Annotated in this window: 24 protein-coding genes, 1 tRNA gene and 3 pseudogenes; 9 read left to right on the plus strand and 19 right to left on the minus strand. The window is 73.4% G+C overall.

Annotation, left to right across the window (positions count from 1 at the left end; translation table 11 throughout):
- Window positions 1-272 precede the first annotated feature (272 nt).
- On the plus strand, window positions 273-1,361 hold the full coding sequence (locus tag ACZ3YO_RS39085; protein ID WP_465578964.1) for a glycoside hydrolase family 18 protein: 1,089 nt from the start codon (window positions 273-275) through the stop codon (window positions 1,359-1,361).
- Window positions 1,362-1,383: 22 nt separating this feature from the next.
- On the opposite strand, the gene ACZ3YO_RS39090 is transcribed toward ACZ3YO_RS39085, so the two are convergent.
- Window positions 1,384-1,914, minus strand: coding sequence for an SRPBCC family protein (locus ACZ3YO_RS39090; RefSeq protein WP_465578966.1), 531 nt, complete (start codon window positions 1,912-1,914; stop codon window positions 1,384-1,386).
- A 367-nt stretch (window positions 1,915-2,281) separates the two neighbouring features.
- On the opposite strand from ACZ3YO_RS39090, the gene ACZ3YO_RS39095 reads away from it, so the two are divergent.
- Window positions 2,282-3,232: a PAC2 family protein gene (locus ACZ3YO_RS39095; RefSeq protein ID WP_396325740.1), complete on the plus strand. Its 951-nt coding sequence runs from the start codon at window positions 2,282-2,284 to the stop codon at window positions 3,230-3,232.
- Between the two features lie 128 nt (window positions 3,233-3,360).
- On the opposite strand, the gene mshC is transcribed toward ACZ3YO_RS39095, so the two are convergent.
- From mshC to ACZ3YO_RS39130, 7 genes and pseudogenes are all read right to left on the minus strand, one after another.
- Window positions 3,361-4,590 carry a cysteine--1-D-myo-inosityl 2-amino-2-deoxy-alpha-D-glucopyranoside ligase gene (mshC, locus tag ACZ3YO_RS39100; RefSeq protein ID WP_465554912.1) on the minus strand — a complete coding sequence of 410 codons (1,230 nt, stop codon included), beginning with the start codon at window positions 4,588-4,590 and terminating at the stop codon, window positions 3,361-3,363.
- A 244-nt stretch (window positions 4,591-4,834) separates the two neighbouring features.
- A pseudogene (locus tag ACZ3YO_RS39105) lies at window positions 4,835-5,362 on the minus strand (carbohydrate-binding protein); the annotation flags it as partial.
- A gap of 71 nt (window positions 5,363-5,433) precedes the next feature.
- Window positions 5,434-5,811: pseudogene (locus ACZ3YO_RS39110) on the minus strand (helix-turn-helix domain-containing protein); the annotation flags it as partial.
- Entirely contained in the window at window positions 5,742-6,227 is a 486-nt protein-coding gene (locus ACZ3YO_RS39115; RefSeq protein WP_465578968.1) for an AraC family ligand binding domain-containing protein, read from the minus strand. The gene ACZ3YO_RS39115 and the pseudogene ACZ3YO_RS39110, both read right to left, overlap by 70 nt.
- A gap of 132 nt (window positions 6,228-6,359) precedes the next feature.
- The gene (locus ACZ3YO_RS39120) at window positions 6,360-7,157 is read right to left on the minus strand and encodes an SCO1664 family protein (protein WP_465578992.1); all 798 of its coding nucleotides are present in this window, start codon (window positions 7,155-7,157) and stop codon (window positions 6,360-6,362) included.
- Between the two features lie 44 nt (window positions 7,158-7,201).
- A complete protein-coding gene (locus ACZ3YO_RS39125) occupies window positions 7,202-7,780 on the minus strand; it encodes a DUF3090 domain-containing protein (protein WP_465578970.1) in 579 nt (192 codons plus the stop codon).
- A gap of 244 nt (window positions 7,781-8,024) precedes the next feature.
- Window positions 8,025-8,741 carry an MSMEG_4193 family putative phosphomutase gene (locus tag ACZ3YO_RS39130; protein ID WP_465578972.1) on the minus strand — a complete coding sequence of 239 codons (717 nt, stop codon included), beginning with the start codon at window positions 8,739-8,741 and terminating at the stop codon, window positions 8,025-8,027.
- Between the two features lie 273 nt (window positions 8,742-9,014).
- Between ACZ3YO_RS39130 and ACZ3YO_RS39135 the strand changes: the two genes are divergently transcribed.
- Window positions 9,015-9,998: a magnesium and cobalt transport protein CorA gene (locus ACZ3YO_RS39135; RefSeq protein WP_465578974.1), complete on the plus strand. Its 984-nt coding sequence runs from the start codon at window positions 9,015-9,017 to the stop codon at window positions 9,996-9,998.
- A 217-nt stretch (window positions 9,999-10,215) separates the two neighbouring features.
- On the opposite strand, the gene ACZ3YO_RS39140 is transcribed toward ACZ3YO_RS39135, so the two are convergent.
- The gene (locus ACZ3YO_RS39140) at window positions 10,216-11,262 is read right to left on the minus strand and encodes an LLM class F420-dependent oxidoreductase (protein ID WP_465578976.1); all 1,047 of its coding nucleotides are present in this window, start codon (window positions 11,260-11,262) and stop codon (window positions 10,216-10,218) included.
- A gap of 395 nt (window positions 11,263-11,657) precedes the next feature.
- Between ACZ3YO_RS39140 and ACZ3YO_RS39145 the strand changes: the two genes are divergently transcribed.
- From ACZ3YO_RS39145 to ACZ3YO_RS39155, 3 genes are all read left to right on the plus strand, one after another.
- The gene (locus tag ACZ3YO_RS39145) at window positions 11,658-12,638 is read left to right on the plus strand and encodes an aldo/keto reductase (RefSeq protein WP_465554924.1); all 981 of its coding nucleotides are present in this window, start codon (window positions 11,658-11,660) and stop codon (window positions 12,636-12,638) included.
- A 341-nt stretch (window positions 12,639-12,979) separates the two neighbouring features.
- Complete coding sequence (locus ACZ3YO_RS39150) at window positions 12,980-15,211, plus strand: helix-hairpin-helix domain-containing protein (RefSeq protein WP_465578978.1); 2,232 nt, start codon at window positions 12,980-12,982, stop codon at window positions 15,209-15,211.
- A gap of 184 nt (window positions 15,212-15,395) precedes the next feature.
- Entirely contained in the window at window positions 15,396-15,956 is a 561-nt protein-coding gene (locus tag ACZ3YO_RS39155; RefSeq protein WP_465578980.1) for a cysteine hydrolase family protein, read from the plus strand.
- Window positions 15,957-16,256: 300 nt separating this feature from the next.
- On the opposite strand, the gene ACZ3YO_RS39160 is transcribed toward ACZ3YO_RS39155, so the two are convergent.
- Window positions 16,257-16,862 carry a hypothetical protein gene (locus tag ACZ3YO_RS39160; protein WP_396325750.1) on the minus strand — a complete coding sequence of 202 codons (606 nt, stop codon included), beginning with the start codon at window positions 16,860-16,862 and terminating at the stop codon, window positions 16,257-16,259.
- A gap of 455 nt (window positions 16,863-17,317) precedes the next feature.
- Between ACZ3YO_RS39160 and ACZ3YO_RS39165 the strand changes: the two genes are divergently transcribed.
- Complete coding sequence (locus ACZ3YO_RS39165) at window positions 17,318-17,527, plus strand: DUF5703 family protein (protein WP_037846781.1); 210 nt, start codon at window positions 17,318-17,320, stop codon at window positions 17,525-17,527.
- Between the two features lie 296 nt (window positions 17,528-17,823).
- Here the strand turns inward: ACZ3YO_RS39165 and ACZ3YO_RS39170 are convergent, their stop codons facing one another.
- From ACZ3YO_RS39170 to ACZ3YO_RS39180, 3 genes are all read right to left on the minus strand, one after another.
- Window positions 17,824-18,669, minus strand: a complete 846-nt coding sequence (locus ACZ3YO_RS39170; RefSeq protein ID WP_465578983.1) for a chaplin — start codon at window positions 18,667-18,669, stop codon at window positions 17,824-17,826.
- Between the two features lie 286 nt (window positions 18,670-18,955).
- Window positions 18,956-19,198 (minus strand): chaplin, encoded by a 243-nt coding sequence (locus tag ACZ3YO_RS39175; protein ID WP_465578994.1) that lies wholly within the window; start codon window positions 19,196-19,198, stop codon window positions 18,956-18,958.
- A 334-nt stretch (window positions 19,199-19,532) separates the two neighbouring features.
- Window positions 19,533-20,876, minus strand: coding sequence for a M20/M25/M40 family metallo-hydrolase (locus tag ACZ3YO_RS39180; protein WP_465554933.1), 1,344 nt, complete (start codon window positions 20,874-20,876; stop codon window positions 19,533-19,535).
- 293 nt (window positions 20,877-21,169) lie between these two features.
- On the opposite strand from ACZ3YO_RS39180, the gene ACZ3YO_RS39185 reads away from it, so the two are divergent.
- A tRNA-Leu gene (locus ACZ3YO_RS39185) sits at window positions 21,170-21,254 on the plus strand.
- Here the strand turns inward: ACZ3YO_RS39185 and ACZ3YO_RS39190 are convergent.
- The gene (locus ACZ3YO_RS39190; RefSeq protein WP_465578985.1) at window positions 21,236-21,967 is read right to left on the minus strand and encodes a DUF8094 domain-containing protein; all 732 of its coding nucleotides are present in this window, start codon (window positions 21,965-21,967) and stop codon (window positions 21,236-21,238) included. The two genes, ACZ3YO_RS39185 and ACZ3YO_RS39190, sit on opposite strands and share 19 nt — an antisense overlap.
- Window positions 21,968-22,109: 142 nt before the next feature.
- A pseudogene (locus tag ACZ3YO_RS39195) lies at window positions 22,110-22,643 on the minus strand (ATP-binding cassette domain-containing protein); the annotation flags it as partial.
- Window positions 22,644-22,646: 3 nt separating this feature from the next.
- Here ACZ3YO_RS39195 and ACZ3YO_RS39200 point away from each other — a divergent pair.
- Entirely contained in the window at window positions 22,647-23,759 is a 1,113-nt protein-coding gene (locus tag ACZ3YO_RS39200; RefSeq protein WP_465578987.1) for a CapA family protein, read from the plus strand.
- 170 nt (window positions 23,760-23,929) lie between these two features.
- Here the strand turns inward: ACZ3YO_RS39200 and ACZ3YO_RS39205 are convergent, their stop codons facing one another.
- The 4 genes from ACZ3YO_RS39205 to ACZ3YO_RS39220 form a co-directional block, all read right to left on the minus strand.
- Window positions 23,930-24,226: a hypothetical protein gene (locus tag ACZ3YO_RS39205; RefSeq protein ID WP_465578989.1), complete on the minus strand. Its 297-nt coding sequence runs from the start codon at window positions 24,224-24,226 to the stop codon at window positions 23,930-23,932.
- Window positions 24,227-24,399: 173 nt separating this feature from the next.
- Complete coding sequence (locus ACZ3YO_RS39210; RefSeq protein ID WP_465578991.1) at window positions 24,400-25,416, minus strand: DUF2278 family protein; 1,017 nt, start codon at window positions 25,414-25,416, stop codon at window positions 24,400-24,402.
- A 421-nt stretch (window positions 25,417-25,837) separates the two neighbouring features.
- Window positions 25,838-26,554, minus strand: a complete 717-nt coding sequence (locus tag ACZ3YO_RS39215; RefSeq protein WP_465578996.1) for a TetR family transcriptional regulator — start codon at window positions 26,552-26,554, stop codon at window positions 25,838-25,840.
- 145 nt (window positions 26,555-26,699) lie between these two features.
- Window positions 26,700-26,787, minus strand: an 88-nt coding sequence (locus ACZ3YO_RS39220) for an acyl-CoA dehydrogenase family protein (protein WP_396325812.1), incomplete at its 5' end; no start/stop codon positions are given.

Genomic DNA, 26,787 nt, shown 5'->3' on the forward strand with positions numbered 1-26,787 from the left:
ACGGATCCTGCGCCTGGAGCATCGTGCCCATCGCACCGTCGGCCACCACCACCCGGCTGGCAAGTGCCTCACGCAACGCATCTGCGCGACTCTGCGGAGTGATGGACGGGGCGGCTGCAGTGGCCATGGGGCTTCTCCCTGGGTGCGACGGCTGTCGGCTTTGCGACCCTGCTGAATCGGGGTCGCACCTGGCCAGGGTATCCGGCCTGCGGCGGGAGCCGATGGTGCGTTCCGTATCCTGAACGTTCGGCCGCAAAGGGGAGGGCGACTGCATGGCGAGGATCGGCGCACGGGCACGGCGGGTCGCGGAGGTTCTGGGGAGGCCGCTGCGGGCGCTGCGGGCCCGCTGGCGGGGGTGGTCCCGCTGGCGGAAGTCGCTGGTCGTGGTGGGGGTGGCGGTGGCCGTCCTGGTGACACCGGTCGGCGCGGCGGCGCTCGCGCTGCGGCTCCAGTACGCCGGGGAGCCGTCCGCCGACGCCCGCACCCGCGGCCGGGACGCCGTCTGGCTCGGTCACGCCTGGGTGGACGGCCGGAAGGGTGACGCCGACGTCGCCGCCCTCGCCCAGCGCCTCTCCGGCACCGGCATCCGCGACCTCTACGTGCACACCGGCCCGCTGGAGCACGACGGCTCGCTGCCGCCGAGCGTCCACCCCCGGGCCGGCTGGTTCGTCGAGACCGTCCACAAGACGATGCCCGGCATCCGCGTGCAGAGCTGGCTGGGTGACGAGGTCAAGCCGGAGAAGGACGCGCTGGACCTGGAGGACGCGCCCACCCGGGATCGCGTCACCGCCTCCGCCCGCCAGGTGCTCGACCTCGGCTTCGACGGCGTCCACTTCGACATGGAGCCGATCCGCCCCGGCTCGAAGGGCTGGCTCGCCCTGCTCGACCAGGTGCGCCCGGTCACCGCCGGACGCGGCACCAAGCTGTCGGTGGCCGCCCCGCAGATCGACCCGCTGCCCGGGCAGCACGCCGTCGGCATCGCGCTCACCGACCACGGCAAGTGGTGGGACCAGGCCTACTTCGCCGAGACCGCCCGCCGGGTCGACCAGATCGCGATGATGACGTACGACTCGAGCATGCCGACCGAGTCCCTGTACGGCGGCTACAACGCCTACCAGACCGAGCTGGCCCTGGAGGCGACCCCGGAGAACGTGGACCTGCTGATGGGCCTGCCGTTCTACTGGGAGGACAAGTGGGGCCACTGGGGCCACGCCGAGACGGTGGAGGCCGGCATCCGGGGCATCCGGCTCGGCCTCGGCCGGTACGACCTGCAGCGGCAGAACTTCGGCGTCGGCCTGTACGTGGACTTCGCCGCGACCGAGCAGAACTGGGCGGACTACCGCAGCGGCTGGGTGCGCTGAGCCGCGGCGTCGCCCACCGCCGCTACGCCGGCTGCCCCGACGCCAGCCGGTGTGCCAGCGCACCCAGGTAGCGGTGGATCGCGGCGTCCTCGCCCGTCACGTAGTGCCCGATCGCGCGGTAGAGCGGCTTGTACACCTCACCGCGCTCGGTGACGGTCAGGGTGCAGCCCACCCCGGCCGGCGTCAGTACGTACGTCCAGGTGCCGCCGTACGGCAGGTCCGGGTCGGCGATGCCGGTCACCAGGCGGTGCGGGGCCTCGCTCTCCACCACCTCGTAGGTGGTGTGGCCGTGCTTGTCGTACTCCCGCCAGCGGGGCCGGCCGCCGGCCGTCGCGGGCAGCCGCTCGACGTGCGACAGGCCCGGGCGCCAGGCCGGGTAGAGGTCGATGTCGGTCAGGATGTCCCAGACCGCACCGGGCGGCTGGGCCAGGTCCAGGCCGCCCTCGGTCACGTGTTCCACCGGCAGCCGCCGCCCGGCGGTGGTGGCCGCCAGCACCGCTCCGGCCCCGGCGGCCACCACCGCTCCGACGCCGATCCACAGCCATCCGTTCATCCGCCCGGCTCCTCACGCCCGCCGCCCGGCCCCCGCCTCGCCTCCATCATCGCGCCGCCCCGCCGCTCGGGCACGGCAGCACCGGCGGCGGGCACGACAAGCACCGGCGGCCCCGCCGGCGGGGCGGGCGGCCCGGCGCGGGCCGCCTGCCGGGATAACCGCTGGCTCCCGGCGCCCCGCTCGCCCAGACTGTCCCGGTGCCCGGCCGCCGGGCGCATCAAAGCCCGTAGGCTGGGCAGGTAGGGACCATGGAACGAGGCGTTCCATGGGTGACGAGAGGTTCGACAGTCGGCAGCCGGACCGCCGACGCCCCGGCATCCCAGCCGGGACGGGGTGCGGCCGCCCGCCGACCGGAGGGAGACGCTGGGTGATCGAGCTGGAAGATGTTCCCGAGTTGATCGACCCGGTGATGGTCTGCGCCTTCGAGGGCTGGAACGACGCGGGCGACGCCGCCTCCGCCGCCCTCGCGCATCTGGACGAGACCTGGGGCGGCAAGGTGTTCGCCGCCCTGGACGCGGAGGACTACTACGACTTCCAGGTCAACCGGCCCACGGTCTGGCTGGACGGCGGCATCCGCCGGATCACCTGGCCTACCACCCGGCTCTCGGTGATCCGGGTGACCGAGCCGACGACCCGCGACGTCGTCCTGGTGCGCGGCATCGAGCCGAGCATGCGGTGGCGCTCGTTCTGCAACGAGTTGCTCGCCTTCGCGCACGAGCTGGGGATCGAGCTGGTGGTGATCCTGGGCGCACTGCTCGGCGACACCCCGCACAGCCGCCCGGTGCCGGTCAGCGGGGTCACCTCCGACCCGGAGCTGGCCCAGCGGCTGGACCTGGAGGAGAGCCGCTACGAGGGCCCGACCGGGATCGTCGGGGTGCTCCAGGAGGCGTGCACGCACGCCGGGGTGCCCGCCGTGACGCTCTGGGCGGCGGTGCCGCACTACGTGGCGCAGCCGCCGAACCCGAAGGCCACGCTGGCGCTGCTCAACAAGCTGGAGGACCTGCTGGACCTGCGCATCCCGCCGGGCGAGCTCGGCGAGGACTCCCGGGCCTGGCAGCTGGGCGTGGACCAGCTGGCCGCCGAGGACAGCGAGGTGGCCGAGTACGTGCAGCAGCTGGAGGAGGCGCAGGACACCGCCGAACTTCCGGAGGCCTCGGGCGACGCGATCGCCCGCGAGTTCGAGCGCTACCTGCGCCGCCGGGAGAACGTCGGGCCGACCGGCGAGAAGCCGGTCGCCGGGCACGCCACGGCCGAGCGGCCGAGCGATCCCGAGCCGCCGGCCGCCCGGGAGAGCCAGGACGGCACCGAGGACGAGTAGTCCTCCGTGCCGTCGTACGGCGTCACGGCGCCCGTACCGTGACGCCGTACGACGGCACGACGGGTACGGCATGCGGAAGGGGCGTCAGGACCAGTGGTCCTGACGCCCCTTCCGTCCGTACGGGGTGCCTACAGTGCGACACCGAGCAGGGCGTCCACCGTGCGGGATACCAGGCCGGGTGCACCGATGTCCTCGCCGCCGCCGGCCTCCTGCCGGGCGGCCCAGCGGTCCACCGCGGCCAGCGCGGCGGGCGCGTCCAGGTCGTCGGCGAGCGCCTCGCGGACCTCGGCGAGCAGCGCCTCGGCCGGCGGGCCGTCCGGGCGGGAGACCGCGGCGCGCCAGCGGGCGAGCCGCTCGACGGCCTCGTCCAGGGTGCCCTTGGTCCACTCCCAGTCCTCGCGGTAGTGGTGGGAGAGCAGGGCGAGCCGGATCGCCGCCGGGTCGACGCCCTCGCGGCGCAGCGCCGAGACGAAGACCAGGTTGCCGCGGGACTTGGACATCTTGTGCCCGTCCAGGCCGACCATGCCGGCGTGCACGTACGCCTTGGCGTACGGGTGGCCGCCGGTGGCCACCTGGGCGTGCGCGGCGCCCATCTCGTGGTGCGGGAAGGAGAGGTCGCTGCCGCCGCCCTGGATGTCGAAGGACATGCCGAGGTACTGCAGCGCGATGGCGACGCACTCGATGTGCCAGCCGGGGCGGCCGTGGCCCAGCTCGGTGTCCCAGGCGGGCTCGCCCGGCCGCGCGGAGAGCCAGAGCAGGGCGTCCAGCGGGTGGCGCTTGCCCGGGCGGTCCGGGTCACCGCCGCGCTCGGCGAAGACCGGGCGCATCTGCTCGCGGCTCAGGCCGGAGACCTCGCCGAAGTGCGGGTCGGCGTCGACCGAGAAGTAGATGTCACCGTCCACCTTGTAGGCGGCGCCGCTCGCCAGCAGCTTCTGGACCAGCGGGACGATCCACGGGATCGACTCGACGGCGCCGATGTAGTGGGCCGGCGGGAGCAGCCGCAGGGCGGTCATGTCCTCGCGGAACAGCGCGGTCTCGCGCTCGGCCAGCGCCACCCAGTCCTGGCCGGTCTCGACCGCCCGGGCGAGCAGCGGGTCGTCCACGTCGGTGACGTTCTGCACGTACAGGACGTCGTGGCCGGCGTCCTTCCACACTCGCTGCGCCAGGTCGAACGCGTTGTAGGTGGCGGCGTGGCCCATGTGGGTCGCGTCGTAGGGGGTGATGCCGCAGACGTAGATCCGGGCGGTGCCGTCCTGCGGCACGACCTCCCGGATACAGCCCGCTGCGGTGTCGTGGATACGAAGGGGGAGCCCCTGACCAGGCAGGGCGGGAACCTCGGAGGCGGGCCAGGCATGCATGGGAATGACTTTAACCGTGCGAACATTTGAAAGCCTAACCAGTACGCAAGATCGACTGGATTCGTTTGCCTTCGTTGCCTGAGCGCTTCGGGACTGATAGTGACCGGCTCCCGACGGCCCCCGCACGGCGGCCGCACCCCTCGCGAGGCGCGGGTGAGCGCCCGGCCGGCCCTGCCGCCGACCGGGCGCCCGGTCCCTCCCAGGGGCGGGCCGGAGCCGCTACGACCGCCTGCGGGAGGGCCGGCTACAGCCGCCGCCAGAGGGCCGGCACGTTCGGCGGCTCCCAGCCGGTGATGGCGGTGTGCCCCTGGAGGCACTGGTAGGAGGCGCCGGCATAGGTGACGCGGTCGCCCGCGCCGTAGGGCGTTCCGGCGGCCCAGGTGCCGCCGGGCTGCCCTGTCGGGGTCGGGGTGGGCGTCGGGGTCGGGGTGGGCGTCGGGGTCGGGGTGGGCGTCGGGGTGGGCGTCTGCGGCACGTTCAGGACGAAGTCGTACGTGCCCTCCTTCGCCGGTCCGGCCTGGCGGACGTCTATCAGCAGCCGCGCGTCGTAGATGGTGTCGGTGCCGTTGCGCGGCTCCCCCGGGAAGTACAGCTGTGTGGTGAGCACCGGGCGGCCGGGGGCCTGGAGCACGTGGAGGTGCCGGGTGCGGCCCGGGTAGAGGCCGGGCACGATCGTGGTGAGGCTGAAGGCACCCCGGGTGTCGGTGAACTGGTGGCCGCGGAAGGCGAAACCGGTGTTGTCGTACGCACCGTTGACGTCGGCCTGCCAGAATTTCCTCCGACCCCGGCCCGGAACTCCCCCGGTGTCATCCCGGTCTCCCGCCGGAAGAAGCGGCAGAAGTACGCCGGATCGCCGAACCCGGCCTCCCGCGCGACCTGTCGCACCGTCAGATCCGTGCAGGCGAGCAGCCTTTTGGCCTCCAAGGTCTGCTGCTGGCGGATCAGCCGGCCGGGCGTACGGCCGGTGGCCCGCTTGACCAGCGCCGACAGATGCCCGGACGAGACCCCCAACTCCCGGGCACAGGAGGCCACCGAGCGCTCCACCCCGCCCGGGCCGGCGATCAACCGACTGAAGGCGGCGGCCAGTTCGGCCGTCCGACCCGGCTCCGCACCACCCTCACCGGGGGCGCGGGCTCGCAGCGCGCGGGCGATCAGGATGTGCAGACTGGCCCGCAGCACACCCGCGTAGCCGGCCGGGCGGGCCCGGTACTCCTGCTCCATGTCGGCCAGCAACGCGCCGATCGGCCCGGCCTGTTCGCCGAGTCGCAGCGTCGGGCGGGCGGCCAGGTCGCGCAGCGCGGCGAGGTCTGGGGGTGGGAGAGCAGGAAGTCCTCGTTGAAGAGCACGACCTGCCCGGCCAGCCCGTCCGCGTCCGCCCAGTAGTGCACCTGGCCGGGTGCGATCACGCACAACTGCGGTGGCTGGAGCGGCCGGTGGACCAGGTCCTGGACATGGGCACCGGCGCCGCCGGTGACATGGACGATCTCGAAGAAGGAGTGCCGGTGGGGGAAGCCCGCGCGGGAGAGCGGGCCGATGGTGTCGAAACCGCCGATCGCGAACGGCAGCAGGTGCGGCGGGGGGACCTGTAACCGGTGCAGCGGCAGGTCCGGGTGGGGGGTGGTCCGTCGCTCGTCCATCGGAGCGGTGTGCGGCCGGGCAGCCGCACCGGTCCAGACCAATCCCGGCCGGGTGGGAGCGGCCGAGCGTGCGCGGCCAGGCGTTGTGCGGCCGGGCGTTGTGCGGCCGGGCGTTGTGCGGCCGGGCGTGCGTCAGATCGGCGGCCAGGGAATCGACGGCCAGTCCTCGGACGGCAGCGGGTGCAGACCGGTCCGGCGCAGCCCGTCCACCCTCGCCCTGGCGGCGGCGAGTTCGGCGGCGGTCAGGTGCGGGGCGAGCCGGTCGCCGAGGCCGCCGTCCAGCTGCTCCGCCAGGCCGGCCAGCACCTCCAGCGCCTCCTCCGGCAACGGCTGTCCGGCCCAGCCCCAGAGCAGGGTGCGCAGCTTGCCCTCGGTGTTGAAGGTGACACCGTGGTCGATGCCGTAGAGCCGGCCGTCGGCGGCGGGGATCAGGTGACCGCCCTTGCGGTCGGCGTTGTTGAGCACGGCGTCCAGCACCGCCATCCGGCGCAGCCGCAGGTCGTCGGGGTGGACCAGCAGCGCGGTGCGCCCGTCGCCCACCTCCGCATGGACGATCGGCAGCCAGCCCTCCTCGGGCCCCTGCGGGTCCTGGAGGGCCAGCAGCGGGTCGGCGTCCGGGTCCGGCTCCACCCAGAGCTGCACCATGCCGGGCCCGTGCGGCCCGTCGCGCAGCACGGTGGGCGGGATCAGCGCCCACCCGGTGGCGGCGGCGAGTTCGTACGCGGCGACCTCACGGCCGGCGAGCGTGCCGTCCGGGAAGTCCCAGAGCGGGCGTTCGCCGGCCACCGGCTTGTAGACGGCCTGCGCGGTCAGGCCGTCCAGCGTGATGCTGCAGTACAGCGCGGCGTTGGAGGCGTCGGTCAGCCGGCCGTGGACGGTCAGCTCGCCCTCGCGCAACAGGTGCAGCGCGGTGGGCGGGTCGGCGGCCAGGGCGGCGCCGGCCACCGGGTCCGCCTGCGGAGGGGTCTCGGTGTTCAGCGCCGGTAGCCGTTCGCGCGCGGGCACAGGTGGCCCTCCGGGTCGAGCGGCAGATTGCAGAACGGGCACGGCTTGCGGCCGGCCGCGACGAGGTCCAGCGCCCGCTTGGCGAACACCCGGGCCATCGCCCCGGTGAGCCGCACCCGCAGCATGTCCGGGCCGTTCTCGTCGTCCTCGAAGACGGCCTCGGCGGCGTCCTCGTCGTCCTCGTCGCCCTCGTCCTCGATCACCGCCTGCGCCTCGACGACCAGGCGGCTGTCGATGCTGTCCCAGGCCAGCGCCATGGTGCCGACCCGGAACTCCTGCTCCAGCGGGAGGTCCAGCGGCGCGGTGTCGAGCAGGTCGACCGGCGCGCTGGCGGGGATCGCGGCGTCGCCGCCGCTGCGCCGCAGCGCCTCGTCCAGCACCTCCTCGATCCGCTCCGCGAGCGCGGCGACCTGGGTCTTCTCCAGCAGCACGCTGGTGATCCGCCCCCGGGCGGAGGCCTGCAGGTAGAACGCCCGGGCGCCGGGCTGGCCGACGGTGCCGGCCACGAACCGTTCGGGCTGGTCGTAGAAGAAGACCTGACGGGGCACGCTCTCGCTCCGGATCGTGTCGATCGTTGTAGGGGTCGGTCGTGGGGCGGTGGTTCGGGTACTGGTCGCTCTGTACGAGTGGTTCGGGCGCTGGTCGTTCGGGGCGTTCGAAGGCCGTTCGGGGCTGGTCCCGTTCGGGTGGACCAGGGCTCCGGTGGGGCCCGTTAGTCACCCTACGACCTCCCGGCCCGGCCCGGGGAGCCGAGCCTGGGTCCGGACCCCGTCCGGGCCCGTCCGGCCCCGGTCAGACCGCGCCGGTCGCGCCGCCGACCACCGCGTCGCCGTCCGGGGCGCCGGCCCCGTGGTCACTGCGGCCGTCGCGGGGCTTCGGGGCGAGCGAGGCGAGGTCGCCGGTGTCGCCCATCCTCAGTACGAAGGGCCGCTGCGGGGTGTAACGGATCGCGGTGACCGAGCAGGGGTCGACGCTGATCCGCTGGAAGTGGTCGAGGTGCAGGCCGAGTGCATCGGCCACCACCGCCTTGATCACGTCACCGTGCGAACAGGCGATCCAGACCGCGTTCTCGCCGTGCTCGGCGGCGATCTTCTCGTTCCACTCACGGACCGCGCTCACCGTGCGGTGGCTCAGCTCGCGCAACGACTCGCCGCCGGGGAACGCGGCCGCCGCCGCGTGGTCCTGGACGGTGCGCCAGAGCGGCTCCTTGGCCAGCTCGGCCAGCGGGCGGCCGGTCCAGTCGCCGTAACGGCACTCGCCGAGCCGCTCGTCCTCCGTGGGAGCGCCGAGTTCGGGCCGGGCGGCGAGCAGCGGCTCCAGGGTCTGCCGGCAACGCTCCAGCGGGCTGCTGACGGCCTGCGCCAGCGGGATCCCGGCGAGCCGGCCGGCCAGCGCGGCTGCCTGTGCGCGCCCGGTGTCGTCGAGGTCCACGCCGGGGGTCCAACCGGCCAGGATTCCGGCGGTGTTCGCGGTGGAGCGGCCGTGGCGGACGAGCAGCAGGGTGGGCATGGGGCCTAGCGTACGGCCTCCCGGACGGGGCGTGGGCGGGAGGTTGCGGTGCCGGGGCAGCACCGCCGGGACCGTGCCGGGGCAGCACCGCCGGGACCGTGCCGGCACGGCCGGGACCGCGCCGGGCACCGCCGGATCCGGGTGCGGGGTCGGTGCCCGATCCGGGTGCCGGTTGGGTGCCGGGCGGACGGGCCTGGTGTGGGGTTGGTGTCGAGCGCCGGTGCAGCGGGCGATGTGCCACCGCCACCGCCTCCCAGGGGCCACAATGGCCCGATGATCGTCCACTGCGCCATCTACCGTGACGGCCGCCGGATCGAGGGCCCGGAGGACTACACCGGCGCCCTCGCCGCCGCGCGGGCGGCCGGCAAGGGCAGCTTCGTCTGGATAGGCCTCTTCGAGCCGACCGCCGAGGAACTCGACCAGGTCAGCGCGGAGTTCTCGCTGCACCCGCTGGCCGCGGAGGACACCGTCAGTGCGCACCAGCGCCCCAAGGTGGAGGCGTACCAGGACTCCCTGTTCGTGGTGCTCAAGACGCTCGGCTACCACCCCGGCGGCCACGCGGTGACCAGCGGCGAGGTGATGGTCTTCGTCGGCGAGGACTTCGTGATGACGGTCCGCCACGGCGCCGACACCCCGCTCGGCGAGCTGCGGGCGGAGCTGGAGGCCCAGCCCGACGTGCTGAAGTACGGGCCGAGCGCCGTACTGCACTCGGTCTGCGACGCGGTGGTGGACGGCTATGTGGACGTGACCGTCGCACTCCAGGCGGACCTGGACGAGCTGGAGGCCGACGTCTTCGCGCCCGGCCGGGTCGGCCGCAACACCGCCGGGCGCATCTACGGCTACAAGCGCCAGCTGGTGACCGTGCGCCGCGCCACCGGTCCGCTGCTGGAGCCGATGATGCGGCTGGAGCGCGGCGGTGTGCCGTTCGTCCGCGACGAGGCGCTGCCGTACCTGCGGGACGTCGCCGACCACCTGGCCCGGACCAACGACCAGGTGGAGGGCATGGACCGGCTGCTCTCGGACATCCTCAGCGCCAACCTCGCGCAGGTCAGCGTGCAGCAGAACAACGACATGCGGAAGATCTCGGCCTGGGCGGCGCTGGCCGCCGTGCCGACCATGATCGCGGGCGTGTACGGCATGAACTTCGACCACATGCCCGAACTGCACCAGCCCTGGGGGTACCCGGCGGCGGTGGCGTTGATGGTGCTGGTCTGCCTGGTGCTGCACCGGGTGTTCAAGCGGCACGACTGGCTGTAGGCCCCCTGCTCCATCCGGCTCCCCGGCTCCCCCGGCCCTACAACGCCCCGCCGCCCGGGCGCACCGGCCGGCGGGCCCGACCCACAGGCCGGGCGCGGTCGGGTGCGGGCCCTCCGGCCGGGTGCGGGCCCTCCGGCCGGGGGCGGGCCGCCGGCCGGAGGGGGTGAGCCGGGGGCGGACCCGCCGGAGAGGGCAGCCCGCCGGGCGCGGTCGGTGGTCAGGCCAGCCCGGCGCGCTCCAGGGCCTCGACGCCGGTCCGCAGCGCCTGCACCCGCTCGTCGAGGGTGAAGCCGGCCGGCGCCAGGGTGAGCGTGGTGACGCCCGCGTCGGCGTACGCCTGCATCCGGTCGGCGATCCGGGCGGTGTCGCCGACCAGCGAGGTGGCGTCGATCAGGTCGTGCGGGACGGCCGCCCCGGCACCCGCGTAGTCCTTGGCCAGGTACTTCTCCTGGATCTCGTCCGCCGCCTGCTCGTAGCCCATCCGCCGGGTCAGCTGGTTGTAGAAGTTCTTCTCCTTGCTGCCCATGCCGCCGATGTAGAGCGCGGCGTAGGCGCGCTGGGAGTCGACCCCGGCCTTGACGTCCTCGCCGACCGCGATGGTGACGGTCGGGCAGAGGTCGAAGCCCTCCAGGCTCTGCCCGGCCTTGGCCCGGCCGGCCTTCAGCGGGTCGAGGGAGAGCGCGGCGTGCTCGGGCGAGAAGAAGATGCCCAGCCAGCCGTCGGCGATCTCGCCGGTCTGCTCCAGGTTCTTCGGGCCGATCGCGGCGATGTAGAGCGGAATGTGCTCGCGCACCGGGTGCACGGTGAGCTTGATCGGCTTGCCGGGGCCGCCGGGCAGCGGCAGCGTCCAGTTGGCGCCCTCGTGGACCAGCCGCTCGCGGGACATCGCCTTGCGGATGATCTCCACGTACTCGCGGGTGCGGGCCAGCGGCTTGTCGAACTTCACGCCGTACCAGCCCTCGGAGACCTGCGGGCCGGAGACGCCGAGGCCCAGCCGGAACCGGCCGCCGGAGAGGGTGTCCAGGGTGGCCGCCGTCATGGCCGTCATCGCCGGGGTGCGGGCCGGGATCTGGAAGATCGCCGAACCGATGTCGATCCGCTCCGTCTTGGCGGCGACGAAGGACAGCACGGTGGCCGCGTCCGAACCGTAGGCCTCGGCGGCCCAGCAGACCGAGTAACCGAGCCGGTCCGCCTCCTGGGCGACGGCGATGTTGTCGGCGTCCATGCCGAGTCCCCAGTAACCGAGGTTGATACCGAGTCGCATCTGCCAAGCCTTCCAGTCGGGTTGTTCGCGAGGGTAACCGCGCGGTCGGCGGCCATGCTACTGGCCGGTAGGTGTGGGCCGGGACACATTCCCGGCGGTCCGGCCGTGCCTGACCCCGCCGGTCCAGCCCGGGTCGGGCTGGGTCGGGACGGCCCCTGCCGGTCCAGCCCGGGTCGCGCCGGATCGGGTGCCACCGGCCGGTGCCGGCCGTCCCACGGTGATCACCCGCGGCGATCGCCCTGCGGGGCAGTGATCGTTCTGCGGGTCTGCACACCAGCCCGGGCACCGGCCGCTACGCTCAGCCGACGTGGGGACGCCTCTCCCCACCTGCGCGTTTGCCAGGCGGGCCGACGTACCCGGCGACCCGCGTTCAAGGCCAGTGGAGGGCCCGTCCGATGGAAAAGCGACACCTCGGCCGAACCGGGCTGCAGGTCTCCCGGCTCGGCCTCGGCACCATGACCTGGGGCCGCGACACCGACGAGCACGAAGCCGCCGAGCAGCTCAAGGAGTTCGTCGACGCCGGCGGCAATCTCGTCGACACCGCCGACGTCTACGCGGACGGCGGCGCCGAGTACCTGCTCTCCCGGCTCACCGACAACCTGATCCCCCGCTCCGACCTCGTCATCGCCACCAAGGCGGGCAGCGTCCCCGAATCCGCCCGCCGCTTCGACGGCTCGCGCGGCCACCTGCTCGCCGCCCTCGACGCGTCGCTGCGCCGGCTCGGCACCGACTACGTCGACCTCTGGCAGGTGCACTCCTTCGACCCGGCCACACCGGTCGAGGAGACGCTCACCGCGCTCGACATCGCCGTCACCTCCGGCCGCGCCCGGTACGTCGGGGTCTGCGACTACAGCGGCTGGCAGCTCGCCAAGGCCGCCACCTGGCAGCACGCCCATCACGGCCGGACGCCGCTGGCCGGCGCACAGCTGGAGTACTCGCTGCTCCAGCGCGGAATCGAGCGGGAGGCGCTGCCCGCCGCCCTGGACGCCGGGGTCGGTCTGCTCGCCTCGTCCCCGCTCGGGCGCGGCGTGCTCACCGGCAAGTACCGCCACGGCGTCCCGCAGGACTCGCGCGGCGCCTCGCCGTACCTCTCCGGCTTCGTCCAGCCGTACCTCGGGGAGCGGTCGCGGCGGATCGTGGACGCCGTCGCCACCGCGGCGGACGGGCTCGCCAGCAGCCCGCTCGCGGTGGCGCTCGCCTGGGTCCGGGACCGGCCGGGCGTGGCGAGCGCGCTGGTCGGGGCGCGGACGGTGGCGCAGCTGCAGGCGGCGCTGTCAGTGGAGGCGCTTACGCTTCCGGGTGAGATCCGCGGTGCGCTCGACGACATCTCGTCGCCGGTCCACCGCTACCCGGACCAGGGGTGGAGCGAGCTCTAGGCTGCGCCATCCCCGCCCGGGGTCTCGCCCCGGCGGGCCCTCGGTCCGCCCGGGGCGCCGGACAGCTGACCCGACCCGACCAGACTCAACCCGCCCGAGGTGGCGTGATGTGACCTGATGTGACCTGACCGACCGACCCGTCCCGCCCCGTCGAGACCGACCTGTTCCGACCTGTTCCGGCCGGCTCGACCGACCCCACCGGCGCAGCCGCCCCACGCGGCCGGGCCGTCCCGACCATGCCGACCGCGCTCACCGCGACGGGGCGGCCGCCTGCGGCCCGCTGCCCCGCCACCGGTGCGGGCCGGCGCCCAGCAGTGGAGTGACCTTTTTTGGAGCGAACGATGAGTGACACGGAGAACGGCGCTCCGGAGGAGACCTCGGCGACCCCGGGCCCGGACGGCACCAGCGGCAGCGGCACCAGCGGCGACACCGACAAGGCGGCCGCCGTCGCCGCGCTGGCGGCGGCGATCCGGACGGTCGGGAAGCAGTCGGCCGGTCCGGCGCCCCAGGCCCCGCCCGCCGGCCAGGCCGGTCCCGCTGCCCCGGTGCGCGACTCCGGCACCGCTCCGGAGCCCGCGGCGCCCACGGCCGTCCGACCCCACCCGGTCCGGGCCGAGAGCGACGAGCAGCGCGCCCAGGCCCTCAAGGACACCGCCGAGGTGCTGGCCGCGGGCGGTGCGCCCACCGACCTCGCGGCCGCCGCCGTGGCCGCGTTCGGCGACGGCGCCGCTGAGCAGCTGCGCGCCGACCCGTGGGCCGTGCTGACCCTGACCGGTGTCCGCCCCGAGCACGCGGACAGCTTCGCCCGCGGCCTGCTCGGGCCCGCCGCCGGCCCCGGCGACCCGCGCCGGGCCCAGGCACTGGTGCCGTGGCTGCTGGAGCAGGCCGCGCTGCGCGGCCACTCCGCCGTGGAGATCGGCGAGGTGACCGCCGGGCTCGACCGCCTCGGTCTGCCGGACACCGCCGCCGCATTGCAGGCGGCCATGGACGACGGCCGGGCACTGCCCTTCCAGGAGGAGCTGACCGGCGCCGAGGCACACGCCGCGGGCGGCGGCGGCGAGGAGGACGACGAGCCGCCGACCCGGATGCTGCTCGCGCTGGAGCGGCTGGCGCTCGCGGAGGACAGCCTCGCGGAGGGCCTGGTCCAGCTGATGTCGACGTTCGTCCCCGGCGAGGACGGCCCCGAGGCGGAGGACGCACCTGCCGAGGGCGCCGCCGGCGAGGACGCCCCTGCCGAGGAGGGCTCGTCCGACGAGGATGGATCGGCCGGCTCCTCGGAGTCCGAGGAGCCCGGAGCGTCCGAGGAGTCCGGAGCGTCCGAAGAGCCCGGAGCGTCCGAAGAGGGGGACACCACCCACGAACCGGCCGCGGCCGGGCCCGCCGCCCCCGGCCCGGCCGCCTGGGAGGCGGCCGCCGTCGCCGCACCATCCTCCTCCGCGACCGCCCTGATCCGGGCCGCCGCGGAGAACGCCCTGGTCACCCACACCGGCGGCGAGGCCGCCCGGGCCGAGCCGGCCGCCCTGGTCCGGGCCGCCACCGGACTCGGCCTCCGCGCCTGGGCCGCCACCTGGACCGACCAGGGCCGGGACAGCCTCGCCGCCCTCGCCGACGGCCCGCTATCCGTCGTCACCCTGGCCGAGCTGCTCGCCGGGACGGCCGGCCCCGGCCGCTCCTCCGACGGCACGCTCGCGCTGGACGTCCTGGTCGTCCTGGACGCCCCGCTGCTGGACGTCGAGCTGGCCGCCACCCTGCTGGAGTCGCTCGCCGACGGCACCCGGCTCGTCCTCAGCGGCGACCCGGGCCAGCTCTGGTCCGCCGGCCCCGGCCGCTTCTTCGCCGACCTGGTGGCCGCCAGGGTCTGCCCGTCGGTCGCCTCCCGCACCCCGGACTTCGGCCCGATCGGCGAGCTGGTCTCGGGCGTCGGCATCGGCGAGCTCCAGCCGGTCGAGGCACCGGACAAGGAGGTGGTCATCCTGACCGCCAAGGACGGTGGCGAGGCCGTCCACCGGGCCATCCAGCTGCTCACCGACTCCATCCCGCGCGCGCTCGGCATCCCTGCCGAGCAGGTGGTGCTGCTCACCCCCGGCCACGGCGGCCCGGCCGGCACCCGCTCGCTGAACGCCGCCGCCAAGGCCCGCCTCAACCCCGGCCCGGGCCGCTTCGGCGGCTTCGACCCGGGCGACCGGGTGGTCGAGTCCCCCGCCCCCGGCATCACCCGCCCCGCCCGGGTGATCGACGGCGACGCCACCGGCCTGCACCTGGAGTACGCGGACGGCTCGCGCCGCACCGTCCCGCCCGCCGAGGCCGGCCGGCTGCGGCACGGCTGGGCGCTGACCGTCCACCAGGCGGTCGGCCGCCGCTGGCCGGGCGCCGTCGTCGTCCTCCCGGAGGACGCGGGCGCGGCGCTCACCCGCCAGTGGGTCTACACGGCGTTCGGACGCGGCGAGCGCCACCTCTCGGTGGTCCACGCCGCCGGCCCGGCCCTCCCGCAGGCCGTCACCGAGCGCCCTGCCCTGCCCCGCACCACCCGCCTGCGCGCGATCCTCGCCGAGAACGCCGCCCAGGCCTACTAGGGCTTGTCCGGTCAGCCTTGGCGTCCGCGCGCCCGGCAGGATCGGCCGGACATGACCTGACGGCCGCCGGGACCGACCTCGCACCGCCGTCGCGGAGGGGTCGGTTCCGGCCGGGTGTCGGTGGGTGGGTCTACTGTGCGGGGGCACGAGTCCAGCCTGCGCAAGGCATGAGCAAGGGGAGATCATGACCACACTCGAGAACCGGCCGCACACGGCGCTCCTCGTCATCGACGTGCAGAACGGCGTCGTCCAGGAGGCCTACGAGCGCGATGCCGTGGTCGCCAACATCGCCGGCCTGGTCGAGAGGGCGCGGCGGGAGGAGGTCCCGGTCGTCTGGGTCCGGCACTCCGACGAGGAGCTGGTCCTGGGCAGCGACAGCTGGCAGATCGTTCCCGAGCTGGTGCCCGGCGAGGGCGAGGCGCTCGTCGAGAAGCTCTACCGCGACTCCTTCGAGGGCACCACCTTGGAGGCCGAACTGGCGGGTCTCGGGGTCGGCCGCCTCGTCGTCGTCGGCTCGCAGACCGACTTCTGCGTTCGCTCGACGCTCCACGGCGCGCTCGGCAGGGGCTACGACGCGATCCTGGTCAGCGACGCCCACACCACCGAGGACCTCACGGCCTGGGGCGCTCCGAAGCCGGAGCAGGTCATCGCCCACACGAACCTGTACTGGTCCAACCAGAAGGCCCCCGGGCGGACGGGCGGCACGGTCGAGACCAAGAACGTGGACTTCGGCAGCGCGTCCTGAGCTCAGGGCCCGGCCCGTGCGCGGGACGTCGGATCCGCCGACTTCCCGCGCACGTCCGTCCACCCACGTCCATCCACGCATGCCTGTCCGCGCATGCCTGTCCGCGCTCCGACAAGGCCGCACTCATGGCACCGGGGGCGTGAAAAGCAGGCCTTGGACGCCACGGCGGCTGCCGGCCCGCCTCGGCACCGTCACCGGCCCTGGGCGGTGGCAGTGCCGAGGCGGGCCGGGCGGGCCCGGGACGGGCACCCCGCTGCCGCCCCGCCCGGACACCTCGGACCACGCCGGGAGCGGCTCGGGTCAGTCGTCGAGGTCCTCGTCGTCGTAGACCTCGCTGACGTCGAACCGGCAGATCAGCAGCTGCGGGTCCGCGTGCTCGAACGGCTCCGGCAGCCACTCCCCCGGCTCGGTCGGCTCGGCCGCCGCGACCCAGAGCGTCGAGTCGCCCTCCTCCAGCCCGAACTCCTCGCTGCGGGCGGCGATCTCGTCCGGCTCGTACTCTCCGAACAGCACGCCGATCGCGGCGTTCAGCCCGCCCGTGCCGCCCCCGCCTGGGGTCAGCGAGTCCTCCAGCCGCTCGGCCTGGGCGCGCAGCCGCTTCGAGTCCACCACGTGGTAGTCGCGGCGGATCAGCACGCTGATCGCCTCGGGCTGTTCGGGACCGTGGTACCCGCCCGGCCCCTCGTCCCCGGGGACCTCGAAGGGGGTGACCTCGTCGTAGACCTCGTAGAGGAGTTGGTCGTAGGCGATGGCCGCCGTCGCGAGCTGCTCGTAGGCGGCGAACACAGCGGGATCGTCCGCTGCGCTGGGGCTCGACACCGCTTCCAGATGACGGTCGATGGCGGCCTTGACCGCCTCGGCGGCGGCGCGTACCTCGGCAATGGTGGGCTGCGCGGCATCAGACATGGTGCAGACGCTATCTCCCCGCGGTGCCGGTACGCACAGCGGTTGTCACCTACACCCGCGATTTCACCGCAACTTCCCCCCTGATGTCCGATCCGCGTGGTTCTGTTCCCGCGTACGCCCCGCGCGCGGACCCCGGGGACGGCACGCGTGGGCCGTCCGGGTGCCGCTTGGCGAGCCGCGATCGGGGTATCCCGTCAGGAGGAGAAACGGAACTGATGCACTGTCAGGATCGCGGGCGCGACGCGGGCCTCGACGCGGGCCTCGACGCGGGTCTCGACGCAGGCGCGACGCACGCGCGACGCAGGCGTGGTGCGGGCGAGTCGCCGCCGATGGGACGGCGGTTCGCGGGCGCGGCCACGGGTGGAGGCTCGGTGGGAGCACGGCCGAAAATACCCGGGCCCGTTGTCGGGGGCAGGCCGTAGGCTTGCCCGAAGGTGTCCCTCAGGAGGAGCGTTTTGACCCCACCGAAGCCGGTCCGGCAGCCGGAGTACGAGTACCAGTCGCTGCGCATGCCGCGCGGCACCTCGCGCAACGCGGCACGCCAACTGCTCACCGACCACGCCGAGTACGGGCACTGGGAGTTGGACAGACTCCGCCTGTTCCCCGACGGCAGCCGGACGGTGCTGCTGCGGCGACGGATCATCCGGCAGGTCCGGAGCTGGTGACGGCCGTCACGCCGTAGGCGCGGTCACCGGGCCTCCCCGCCTGAAGCGCCCGGAACGCCCGAAGGGTCGGGACGCCAGACCCGGGGCTCACGCGCCCGCGGCCGTCTGTTCCTCCGACGGCCGCGGGCGGCTTTTTCCGGCTGGGCGTTCGGCCGGGCGCTCGCAGCCCGCCCTTTCCAGCCCGGATTCGCAGCAGAGCGATCTTTCAGCGCAGCATGCGCGGCGCAGCGATCTCAGCTCACGGCGAGTGGTTCAGCGCGAGCCCGGGCGCACGCTGAACCACCCACGCTGGTTGTTCAGCGCACGCCGGCGCGGGCGCGACGGTAGAGGACACCGCCGCCGAGCAGCAGCGCGAGGCCGGCAGCACCGAGCAGCTCGGTGCTGCCCGCGCCGGTCGAGGCCAGCTGGGTGCCCGTGGCCGCCGGCACCGTCGCCTGGGGGCTCGCCGTCCGGGCCGAGGCCGGCACGGCCTGGCCGCTCTGGCTGCCGCCGGTCGCCGTGGTGGCGGTCGGGGTGCCCGTCGAGGGAGTGGCGGCGAGAGGCGTGGCGGACGGGCTGCCCGTCCGCGGGTTGCCCGGCGTGGTCTCACCACTGCCCGGGGTCTGCGAGGGCGGGGTGGACGGCTGGCTGGGCGGCGGGTTGTGCGGGCTGTGGCTCTCCGGACAGTCATCGTCCGGCTTGCTGGGCGGGGTGGACACCGCGGGCCCCTCGTTGCCGCAGCCGTTCCCGAAGGCCGGGTTGCCGACGCCGACCACGTCGACCGAGTTGCCGCAGGCGTTGACCGGCACGTGGACGGGCGCCTGGACGTTGTTGCCGGAGGCCACACCGGGCGAACCGGCCGCCGTGCCGGAGGCGGAGGATCCCGAGGCACTGTGGCCGCTGCCGCCGCCCGGGTGCCCGCCGGCGTTGGCGCAGTGGTTGCCGTAGGCCGGGTTGAGAACGCCGACCACGTCGACGGTGTTGCCGCAGGCGTTGATCGGCACCTCGACCGGCACCTGCACCGAGTTCCCCGAGGCCACGCCCGGCGAACCGGCCGCACCCCCTTGCGCCTCGGCGCCCGCGTAGGCGTAGCCGGCGGTCGAGGCCAGGACACTGCCGGTGGCCACGGCCGTGAGGAGCCCCTTCTTGGCTACATTCCTCATATTTTCCCCTGACGTATCGAGACGACGTGATGACCTACAGAAAGTCGGAATTTCCGAATAACTGGCCAGGTCTTCGAGTGCACACGGGACAACGAGTCGCAAGCAGGGAGGTTGAGCCGAACGAACCCGCTTCACCCGATCGAGCGAAGCCCCGCGCCGGGCATGGACGGACGACTCGACGAGTCCGGACAGACAAGCGCCCCCGGTGCGGCGCGTCCGCCACCCGGGGGCCAAGTGAGTCAATCCGATGATCGGCCCGTTAGCCGATCACACGGTCAACCTGCGCTCAGAAGTTGGCGCAGTGGTTGCCGAACGCCGGGTTCAGCACGCCGATCACGCTGACGGTGTTGCCGCAGATGTTCACGGGGATGTGCACCGGGATCTGCACCTGGTTGCCGGAAACCACGCCCGGCGAACCGGCGGCCACACCGTCGGCGACGGCGCCGCCGTGGGCGGACGCAACGCCGGCGGCGGCGAGGACCAGGCCACCGGTGGCGGCGGCTACGGCGGCGATCTTCTTGACCTTCATCATTCCTCCTGTACGGACCACGCAACCCGTTCGGCGGGCTGCACAGGAATGAACGACGGTGTGGCAAACGGGGTACGGAACCTTTTCCCCATTCACTCGCAACGGTGATGGATCGCACAGACAGTCGACCGGCAAACTCAAGGAGAAACGATTCTCTCGATCACTTTTCCGCCGTCCCAAATCATTAGCTCGGACAATGCGGACGGCCCGCCCCCGGCACCCCGGGAACGGGCCGCGACCCCTGCCGGGGGCCCAGCGCCCCACAGGCCCCGCACTCAGCGGGCCCCGTACGCAGCCCGCGCCTGCTCGGCGGGCCGTGCTCAGCCGTACCTGCTCAGCTGGCGTCGATGAACCGGTCCAGCACCCGCACGCCGAACTTCAGCCCGTCCACCGGCACCCGCTCGTCCACGCCGTGGAACATCCCGGCGAAGTCCAGCTCCGGCGGCAGCTGCAGCGGCGCGAAGCCGAAACAACGGATCCCGAGGTCCTGGAACGACTTGGCGTCCGTCCCGCCGGAGAGGCAGTACGGCACGGCCCGCGCGATCGGGTCCTCGGCGCGCAGCGCGGTCTGCATCGCCTCCACCAGCGCGCCGTCGAAGCCGGTCTCGATCGCCTTGTCCGAGTGCAGGCTCTCGCGCTTCACCCGCGGGCCGAGCACGCTGTCCAGCTCGGCCAGGAACTCCTCCTCGTAGCCGGGCAGGAACCGCCCGTCCACGTGCGCGGTCGCCTGCCCGGGGATCACGTTCACCTTGTAGCCGGCGCCGAGCATGGTCGGCTGGGCGGTGTTGCGCAGCGTGGTGCCGATCATCTTGGCGATGCCGCCCAGCACCCGCAGCGTCTCGTCCATGTTCTCCGGGTCGAGCTCGACGCCGAGCGCGTCCGACAGCTCGTCCAGGAAGGCCCGGACGGTCTTGGTGATCCGCAGCGGGAACTTGTGCCGGCCCAGCCGGGCCACCGCCTCGCACAGCTCGGTGATGGCGTTGTCGTCGTTCTCCATCGACCCGTGCCCGGCCCGGCCCTCGACCGTGAGCCGCATCCAGTGCATGCCCTTCTCGGCCGTCTCGACCAGGTAGAGCCGGGTCTGGTCGTTGACGGTGAACGAGAAGCCGCCGACCTCGCCGATCGCCTCGGTCACCCCCTCGAAGAGCCCCGGGTGCTTGTCCACCAGGTACCGCGCCCCGAACGTGCCGCCCGCCTCCTCGTCTGCGAGGAAGGCCAGGACCAGGTCGCGCGGGGGCTTGCGCCCGGTCCGCAGCCGGTCGCGGACGACGGCCAGCGTCATCGCGTCCATGTCCTTCATGTCGACGGCGCCACGCCCCCAGACGCACCCGTCCGCGATCTCGCCGCCGAACGGGTCGTACGTCCAGTCCGCGGCGTTGGCCGGCACCACGTCGGTGTGCCCGTGGATCAGCAGCCCCGGGCGTGACCGGTCCTCCCCCTCGATCCGCACCACGGTCGAGGCCCGCCCCTTGGCCGACTCGAAGATCTGCGGTTCGAGACCGAACTCCGCGAGCTGTTCGGCCACGTACTCGGCGGCCTTCCGCTCCCCCGGCCCGGAGCCGTCGCCGTAGTTGCTGGTGTCGATCCGGATCAGATCGCGACAGATCTCGGCGACCTCCGACTCGGCCGTCACCTTCGGCGCCGCCGCCCGCCCCGCCGACTCGCTCCGCTCGCTCACGGTCACTCCTCGTCTCAGCCCCGCACCGGCGCACCACCGCGCCACCCCCGGGACCTGCACCCGGGTCGTACGAGCACGTCCGCCCATCCTCCCCCAGCCCCCCACCCGGATCCACCCCGCAAACCCGGCGGCAACCTCAGGAAACCCCCTGGTCACACCCGCGCCACAGACCGCCCCCCGGCGCCGGCGCCCGCCCCCGCTCCCCCACCCACAGCCGTTTTGGGAGCGCAAGCCGATCTTTGCTACAGTTACATCTGTCAGCGCGGCCGACGAGGCCGCAAAGACAACACCCGGTCCGGGTGGCGGAATGGCAGACGCGCTAGCTTGAGGTGCTAGTGCCCTTTATCGGGCGTGGGGGTTCAAGTCCCCCCTCGGACACAAAACATCTCCCCACGGGGAGATGAAGAGCAGTGATCAGGTGCGGATCGAGGTTGGCCTCGATCCGCACCTTCTGCTTTCCCGGGTGATGTCCCCCCGGATGCGATGGAGCCCGCGACCAGCGCCTCGGTGTTCCGCCTGTGGGGGACCCGCGGGCTCGCGCGGGCGTGGAGCAGGTGGCGCCGGTCCCGGATGATCGATCGGCACCCCGTAGTGCCGGGATTGTGCGAACGCCCCTCCTCACTCCGGCCCGAGTGCCGAAACCCTCCCGGCCCGTTGTCCTTCATTCTGCCGACGAGGTTCTTCTGGTAATGGGCGAGAATGTCGGCTGCCAGGGAATCCGGAGCCACCAGGAGGCCGTCCGGGCTTGAGACCGCGGAGGCGGCGCCCGCACTGTCGACGGCGATCTTCGGCACCGGCCCGGCGACCGTGAGCGAATACGCGGCCAGGTAGGACGCTCCGGGCCCTTCCTGCACGATGACCCGGTACGTGGGACCAGGGTCGGGCGCCCCTCCCTGTGCCCGGCTGGACACGGCCAGGAACCAGTGGGGGTAGGCCGCGTCCGATGTGGCGTAGATGGTGATGCCCTTGTCGCTGATGGGGGCGACCGGCTGGCTCAGTTCCTTGTTGATGCGCATCCATGCGACGTCCGCCGTGAGCAGCGGCGCGGTTTCGATACCCGCCAGACCCTCACTGTCGAGGGTGGCGTTCACCCTTGGGAGATGACCGCCCCCGGCGTGGAGCCGTGTGCGCCGGTGTCGCCGCTGCGGACCGTGCCGCAGCCGGCCGTGAAGCCGAGACCCAGGAGCAAGGTTGCCGCGGCGGCCGGCAGACGGAGCCTTCTCTTCCCGCAGTTCACATCATCACCTTTTCTGATTCATGCATCTGCCTGCGCACCAACTGGTGAAAGAGGCTCGTGGAGTCACGGAGCAGCTCGGACGGATGTCCGCATTCGGCAACCCGGCCTTCGGCGAGTACGACGACCTTGTCGGCGTCGAGGACGGTCGAGAGCCGGTGCGCGATGGCGACGCGGGTTGCGTTCAAGCGCCGGGTGCTCTCCGTGACGATCCGCTGGGTCTCGTTGTCAAACGCGCTGGTGGCCTCGTCGAAGAACAGGATCCTCGGGCGGCGGATCAGGGCGTGTGCGATGGCGAGGCGCTGACGCTGGCCGCCGGAGAAGGTCCCGCTGTCACTCACCAGCGTGTGCATCCCCATGGGCATGGCGCGGATGTCCGCGGCGATGCCCGCCAGTTCGGCAACGGCCCACGCATCGTCGTGGCTGTAGTTGAGGGCGCCGGTGATGGCCTGGAAGACGGTGCCCGCGAACGGCTTCGTCTGCTGCAGAACGACGCCGCACTGCCGCCGCACCGCGACTCTGTCTAGCGTTGAACCATGAGCACCGACCCGGTGAGGCTGTTCCTCTGCGGCGACGTGATGCTCGGCCGCGGGATCGACCAGATCCTGCCGCACCCCGGCGATCCGACGTTGCGGGAGCCGTACGCCCGGGATGCGCGGGCCTACGTCGCATGGGCAGAGGCGGTGTGCGGCCCGATTCCGCGTCCGGTCGAGTTCTCCTGGCCCTGGGGGGAGGCCCTGCGGCTGCTCGACGAGGCCGCGCCCGACGTTCGGGTGGTGAACCTGGAGACGAGCGTGACCCGTAGCAGCGACTTCGCGCCGGGGAAGGACGTGCACTACCGGATGGACCCGGCCAACGTGCCCTGCCTGGCCGCCGCCCGGCCCGACGTCTGCGTGCTGGCCAACAACCACGTGCTGGACTTCGGCCTCCGCGGGCTCGACGAGACGCTCGACGCCTTGACGAGCGCACGGCTGCCGGCGGTCGGAGCGGGACGGGACGCGGTCGCCGCGCACCGGCCGGCGATCATCCCGGTCGCCGGCGGCGGGCGGATTCTGGTCTTCTCCTTCGGGACGGCCTCCAGCGGCATTCCGTGGCGCTGGGCCGCCGCCGAGGACCGGGCCGGCGTCGGCTTCGTCTCCGAGGCGTCGGCCGTCGACGCGGCCGACATCGCCGACCGAGTACGGCGGGCGAGGAGACCGGGCGATGTCGTCGTCGCCTCGGTCCACTGGGGGTCCAACTGGGGCTACGAGGTCTCCGGAGCCCAGATCCGGTTCGCGCATGCGCTGATCGACGGCGGGGTCGACGTGGTCCACGGGCACTCCTCGCACCACCCCCGCCCCATCGAGGTCTACCGTGGAAGGCTCATCCTCTACGGCTGCGGCGACTTCATCGACGACTACGAGGGCATCGCCGGCCATGAGCGGTACCGGGACGACCTGCGGCTGCTGTACCTCGTCACGGTGGAGCCCGGCAGCGGCGAGCTGATCGGTGCCCGGATGGTGCCTCTGCAGGCTCAGCAGATGCGGCTGCGGCACGCCTCGCGCGAGGACGCGCAGTGGCTACGAGGGGTTCTGGACCGGATCAGCCGCGGCCTCGGCGTACGAGTGGATCTCGACACGGACGGGATGCTCGCTCTGCTACGAGCGTGAGGAAGCGGACGGGCCCGCTGCCGAACGGGCGGCTCGTCGTCCGAGCCCTCGCGCCCGGGCCCCGGGCACTGCCCGAGGACCGGGTGGACGCCGGTGGGCGCACGGCGAGGGGTGGCCGGCCCTGCTCGCGCCGCACCACCGGGGGCGGCGGAGCCGGCGGGGGCGGAGCGTCAACGGGCGGTCCAGACGGGGCAGGTGGGGTGGTGGCGGTGGGTACGGATGATGGTGCCACCGAGGGAGCGGTGCTCGGTGGTGGAGACGTCGCAGCAGCTCGGCCGGCGGGCGGCGGACGCGGGGCGCGGGAGTGCGGCCGACCCTGGTGGCGGGGGTGACACGCTCGACGCGGTCGACACCGTCGGGGAGGGGGCGGGGACGGAGGCGGTGGTCTTGGCCGGGGCCGGGGCCGGCCGCCGGTGCGGAGCGGCCGGGCGACGACGCTTGCGGCGGCGGGGAGTGGAGGTGGTCACGGGGCGAGATTGCCCCGGGCTGGTCCGGTGGAATCCGGGGCTCACTCGGACGGGGGACGGCCGTGCGCTGGAGAGCGGACGGCCACGGCCGACGCGGGGCGGCCGGATCCGGGCCGGTGCCCGGACCCGTGTCCTGGTCCTGGTCCTGGTCCGGCGCCGGCCGGCCTGCGGTGTCAGAACGTGATCGTCCGCCCCTCGGCCGCGGCCTGGCGGGCGGTGTAGGCGACGCCGTGGACCTTGAGGCCGCCCGCGTCGAGGAGGGTGATGGCCCCGCCGTGGTTGCCGAGCTCGAAGCCACCGGAGCCGTGCACGGTGAGAGTGGCACCGGGGGCCAGCGGCCCGGCGGGCAGGGCGAGCCGGTGCTTGGCCTGGTCGGCGAGGTGCCAGCCGGTGAGGTCGACGGGCGCCGCCGAGGTGTTGAGCACGGTGACGGTCTCGTCCTCGGGGGCCGGTCCAACCGGGTTGACCAGGGCGGCGACGATGCGCAGCGCGGCGTCGTGGCCGGTGGGGTCGGTCGGGCGCGGCGGTGTGTCCGGGAGCGTGTGGCCGGTGGCGTCGTCGGTGTGCCAGGCCTGCGACTGGAAGGCGAGGAAGACGGCGACCCAGCGGCCCTCGGCGGGCAGGTGGATCAGCAGGCCGCCGTCCTGGTAGACGCCGTCGTCGGCGCGGAAGCGGCCGCTGTTGCCCTGGTTCATGTGGATGTCGTGGACGCCGTTGCCGGGCGTGAAGCCGAACACCTTGTCCGGGGTGGTGGGTTCGGGGCCGAACCGCTGGCCGATCAGGTGGACGGCGGCGGCCGGGTCGTTGATCGCGCGCTGGACGTAGTGGTCCAGCAGGTCGGCGAGGTCGTTGTCGGCGCCGGGGAGGTCGGGCGGCAGGGTTCGCAGGGTCGCCGGGTCGAAGAGGTTGCCGCGGATGAAGTCCAGGCTCGCCGTGCCGGGCTTCGAGGGGAGACCGGTCCAGCCGCTGCCGGCCGCGGGAAGCAGTGCGGTGAGCGGGTGCCGGAAGTCGTCCACGACGGTGTAGAGCAGGTCCGAAGGGGACTGCTGCGACTGGACGTTGACCGCCGCCCGGTAGTGGGTGCCCTGCGCGTCGCGCAGGTGGATCTGGTAGTGCGGGGTGTCGGCGGCGCCTTCCCGGCGCCGGTCGACGGCGGTGGCGGCGAGCACGCCGTAGTTCTTGAGGGGCATCGTCAGGTCCTTCGGCCGGTCCGGTGGGCTCCGGTGCGCTGCGCGGCGCAGGAGCCTCTCCGTTATCCCGTACGGACCGCGGCCGCACCCGCGAATCGGGGGATGTTCACCCGCTGTCCGCCGAACGGGTGCACGACCGACGGGCATTGACACCGAAAGCCGTTGACACCTGCGACCGTCAGCGGTCTTCCACGGGTTCTCGCCGGACGAGCTGTCCCAACTGCGCCACCTCTGCCTCCGCCTGGTGGAGAACCAGCAGCGCATCGAGTAGTACCTCGACCGTCCGCAGCAGCCGTGACCGCGCCCGGGGCTCACCATGACCACCGCCGAGCAGCGGGTACGGGAGAACGGGTGAGCCGTTCAGGACGGCGGGAAGCCCAGGAGGGCCAGGAAGGCCGGGAGAGTCCGGAGGCTCAGGAGGTCACGGCTGCACCTGGCGCGTCTCCCCCAGCGCGCTCTCGATGCCCTGCACCATCCGCCAGAGCGGCGCCCGGCGACTGGCCACCAGCACCACCACGTCGTCGGCGTCCTCCTCGCCGGCAGCCTCGCTGCCCGACGCCCCGCCCGGCGCCCCGTCGGCGCGCCGGTCGCTCCAGGTGCCGGTGACGAAGGCCATCGCCGCGTCCACCTCGGCGGTCCAGTCGCTCTCGCCGCCGGAGCGCAGCCAGGTCCGCAGCGCGTGGTTGTGTGCGGAGACCACGGCGGCCGCGATGACGTCCGCACGCAGCGCGCCGTCCGGCCGGTCGGCGAAGCGGCCGCGCAGGTAGTGGGCGAGCGTGTGCTCGTAGCGCCAGACCACCGAGAGCTCGTACGCGCGCAGGCCGGGCACCTTGCGGGTGAGCCGGTAGCGCTGCACGGAGAAGGAGGGCTGCTCGGCGTACATCCGCAGGACGAGGCGGGCGGCGTCGCAGGCGTGCCGGACCGGGTCCTCCTCGCCGTTGCCGGAGTCCAGGAACTCCGTCATCTCGGCGAGGCTGCGCTCGTGGTCGGGGAAGACCACGTCCTCCTTGGCCGGGAAGTAGCGGAAGAAGGAGCGCCGGCCGACACCGGCGAGCGAGACGATGTCGTCGACGGTGGTCTGTTCGAAGCCCCGCTCCAGGAAGAGCTCGAAGGCGGCGGCGACCAGCGCCTCGCGCATCGCCGGCTTCGGCGGCCCGTCGTTCATGGGCTGGTCCTGTTCTTCCTTCTCGCTCATTCCCGGAACATAGCACCGGCTTCGAACAGCCGGACGTGCGTGCGCGGCGGCGCACCCCGGTACGCCGGTGCGCCGCCGCAGGGCCGGGTTACGGCAGGTTGCGGGCCATGACGATGCGCTGGATCTGGTTGGTGCCCTCGTAGATCTGCGTGATCTTCGCGTCCCGCATCATCCGC

The organism is Kitasatospora sp. NPDC022785 (assembly GCF_055561295.1).

Excerpts from the sequence above, each read along its gene's own strand:
- ACZ3YO_RS39085 (WP_465578964.1), top strand. The coding sequence starts at position 273 with ATGGCGAGGATCGGCGCACGGGCACGGCGGGTCGCGGAGGTTCTGGGG.
- ACZ3YO_RS39200 (WP_465578987.1), top strand. The coding sequence starts at position 22,647 with ATGAGCACCGACCCGGTGAGGCTGTTCCTCTGCGGCGACGTGATGCTC.
- ACZ3YO_RS39175 (WP_465578994.1), bottom strand. The coding sequence starts at position 19,198 with ATGAAGGTCAAGAAGATCGCCGCCGTAGCCGCCGCCACCGGTGGCCTG.
- ACZ3YO_RS39140 (WP_465578976.1), bottom strand. The coding sequence starts at position 11,262 with ATGCGACTCGGTATCAACCTCGGTTACTGGGGACTCGGCATGGACGCC.
- ACZ3YO_RS39150 (WP_465578978.1), top strand. The coding sequence starts at position 12,980 with ATGAGTGACACGGAGAACGGCGCTCCGGAGGAGACCTCGGCGACCCCG.
- ACZ3YO_RS39115 (WP_465578968.1), bottom strand. The coding sequence starts at position 6,227 with ATGGACGAGCGACGGACCACCCCCCACCCGGACCTGCCGCTGCACCGG.
- ACZ3YO_RS39160 (WP_396325750.1), bottom strand. The coding sequence starts at position 16,862 with ATGTCTGATGCCGCGCAGCCCACCATTGCCGAGGTACGCGCCGCCGCC.
- ACZ3YO_RS39130 (WP_465578972.1), bottom strand. The coding sequence starts at position 8,741 with ATGCCCACCCTGCTGCTCGTCCGCCACGGCCGCTCCACCGCGAACACC.
- ACZ3YO_RS39155 (WP_465578980.1), top strand. The coding sequence starts at position 15,396 with ATGACCACACTCGAGAACCGGCCGCACACGGCGCTCCTCGTCATCGAC.
- ACZ3YO_RS39145 (WP_465554924.1), top strand. The coding sequence starts at position 11,658 with ATGGAAAAGCGACACCTCGGCCGAACCGGGCTGCAGGTCTCCCGGCTC.
- ACZ3YO_RS39210 (WP_465578991.1), bottom strand. The coding sequence starts at position 25,416 with ATGCCCCTCAAGAACTACGGCGTGCTCGCCGCCACCGCCGTCGACCGG.
- mshC (WP_465554912.1), bottom strand. The coding sequence starts at position 4,590 with ATGCATGCCTGGCCCGCCTCCGAGGTTCCCGCCCTGCCTGGTCAGGGG.
- ACZ3YO_RS39215 (WP_465578996.1), bottom strand. The coding sequence starts at position 26,554 with ATGCGCGAGGCGCTGGTCGCCGCCGCCTTCGAGCTCTTCCTGGAGCGG.
- ACZ3YO_RS39090 (WP_465578966.1), bottom strand. The coding sequence starts at position 1,914 with ATGAACGGATGGCTGTGGATCGGCGTCGGAGCGGTGGTGGCCGCCGGG.
- ACZ3YO_RS39135 (WP_465578974.1), top strand. The coding sequence starts at position 9,015 with ATGATCGTCCACTGCGCCATCTACCGTGACGGCCGCCGGATCGAGGGC.
- ACZ3YO_RS39170 (WP_465578983.1), bottom strand. The coding sequence starts at position 18,669 with ATGAGGAATGTAGCCAAGAAGGGGCTCCTCACGGCCGTGGCCACCGGC.